This window comes from Pseudomonas sp. P5_B2, from assembly GCF_056400445.1.
The window spans coordinates 1-2,520 of record NZ_JBFULH010000583.1 but is presented as its reverse complement, the minus strand read 5'-3'; the positions used below and the strand labels follow the sequence as shown (position 1 = coordinate 2,520).

Annotated in this window: 1 protein-coding gene; it reads left to right on the top strand. The window is 56.6% G+C overall.

Annotated elements, in window-relative coordinates; genetic code table 11:
• The coding region (locus AC1DRJ_RS24275) for a hybrid sensor histidine kinase/response regulator (protein ID WP_477804388.1) at window positions 1–2,437 on the top strand (2,437 nt) is incomplete at its 5' end.
• Window positions 2,438–2,520: the final 83 nt, after the last annotated feature.

The following is a 2,520-nucleotide window of genomic DNA, read 5'->3' as shown; positions in this document are numbered from 1 at the left end:
GGCAGGGTTTTCGGATAAGGAGTTTGACACGCTAAAAGAGGCGAAGGCCAATTCCGACGATTTGACCGAGCTCGAAGTCGAGGCGATGAACGCAGTCAAGGGCCGGTTTGCTGATGACCAAGGCAATTACACGGTGAATGCCGAGCCTGATCTCGTCTTGGCCCGCACACTGTTGTACAGCCCGCAATACCATCTCTACAAGGCACGGGTCATGGCGCCGGTGGACGACTTCTTTGGGTTAGTGGATGCTCGCACCACGCAAGAAGTGACCCTTGCGAACCACAAGCTGAATGTGGCGCAAAACTTGTTCGTGGCGATTTTGCTGATGCTGATTGGTGAGTTTGGCTTGCTGATTTACTGTGGGCGCAGGCAGGTCTTGGAACTGTTGGGAGGCGCTCCTGCCGAGCTCAATCGGGTATTGAACGAACTTGCTACGGGCAATCTGGAGGTATCGATTGCTGATGCGCCTCACGACAGCGCCTTGGGCCGAGTGCGGGTGATGGCAGACAAATTAAGGACGCTGATCGACACAACCACCAAGGCCAGTGAGCAGTCGCGCTGTTTGTTCATTGAACTCCAGGAAAMRAATCGCCAACTTCAGATCGCCGACCAACACAAAAGCGACTTCGTGGCCAACATSAGCCATGAGATTCGTACGCCGATGAATGTGATCATCGGGATGAGCTACCTGGCGCTGAAAACCGACTTGAATCCGCGCCAGCGCGACTACATCGASAARATCCAGCAGTCYGGYAARCATTTGCTGGGCATCRTCAACGAYGTACTCGAYTTTTCCAARATYGAAKCMGGCATGCTGARYGTCGAACASACCGRGTTCACCYTTGAGGMGTTGCTCGACAACGTGGTGAACCTGGTCGGTACGCGGGCSGCGCAGCGCAACCTGGCATTGAYCCTYGATGTGGCCAGYGAYGTCCCGACCACGCTRATGGGCGACCCGCTGCGCCTRGGGCAAGTGCTGATCAATTTCGTCAGCAACGCGATCAAGTTTACCGAGCGGGGCCAGATCAACATCGAGGTTTGTCTGCATGAGCGCAGCGAGTCTGATGCGCTACTGTATTTTGCGGTCAAGGACACTGGTATTGGCCTATCCGAAGAACAAATGGGCCGCCTGTTCCAAAGCTTCCAGCAAGCGGACACCTCGACGACCCGCCAATACGGCGGCACYGGCCTGGGKCTGGCGATTGCCAARAAACTGGCCAAWYTGATGGGYGGYACGGTYGGMGTGGAAAGCGTCGTTGGCCAGGGCTCGACCTTCTGGTTYACCGCTCGGGTCGGCATCATGTCAGCTGCGCACACAACACTGCAATGCCCAAACCCGAACAGCGACTGGATGCTGGGGGTGGGTGACGCTAAGGATGCGACCTTGGGTGGGGGCATGGCGGCGATTTTCGGTGCGCGAGTACTCTTGGTCGAAGACAATCCACTGAATCAGCAGTTGGCGAGCGAACTGCTGCGTGACGCCGGATTGCTGGTCGATATTGCTGAAAACGGGAAAGTTGCCATCTACCAGGTGCAAAAGGGCGATTACAACTTGGTATTGATGGACATGCACATGCCCGTACTCGATGGTCTGAGCGCGACGCGTGCCATTCGTGCCTTGCCAGGCAAGCGTGATCTGCCCATYGTCGCCATGACCGCCAACGCCATGCTGACTGATCGCGAACGCTGCAGGGAGGTCGGTATGGTGGATTTTATCGTCAAACCGATCGACCCGGACGCACTGTTCTGCACGCTGCTGCGTTGGATCGAGCCTACCGGCGCAACGCCTGAAGGTGTAGTCACTCGTACGGCCGATATCACACCCGATGGGGACTTGGATCTCGGTGGCGTGGACATTGACGTGGCGGCCGGGCTACGCAGGGTGCTGGGCAAGCGCAGCCTTTATCTGGATTTGTTGCATAGCTATCTGGCCGGCCAGAGACCGTTGCTCTCGCAGTTGCGCTCAGCGCTGGCGATGGGAAAGCTGGCGAAGGCCGAACTGTTGGCCCATAGCTGCAAGGGTATGTCAGCGACCATTGGTGCCGACACTGTCGCGCACGCGGCAGATGCATTGGAGCTGGCTTTGCGCACAAACAGGCCACACGCTGAGCTGCAGATCTGTCTGGATGTCTTGGCTGAGCCTTTGGAGGCACTGCTGGGGCAATTACACGAGAAGTTACCCTGTGCGGTCGAGGTAGACCCCATAGCAGTCGACGTTGTCGAGTTACAGGCGATTTGCCGACATCTCGATAAACTGCTGGATGACTTTGATGCGCAGGCAGTGCCCTATTTCGCGACACAGGCGGGCGTCCTGCGCGGGGCGTTCGTAAACAGTTTCCAGCAATTGGAGAGTGCAGTGAAACGTTACGATTTCGAGTGGGCGCAGGAATGTCTGAGCGAGGCTCTGAAGGCAAGTGGAACAGGCGCAAGGGCCTGATAAATACACGGCAACACGCACTTCATAACATCAAAAACGCGATGTTCAGAAGTTTTCAGCGTTTTTCAGCGTCCGGCTGATAC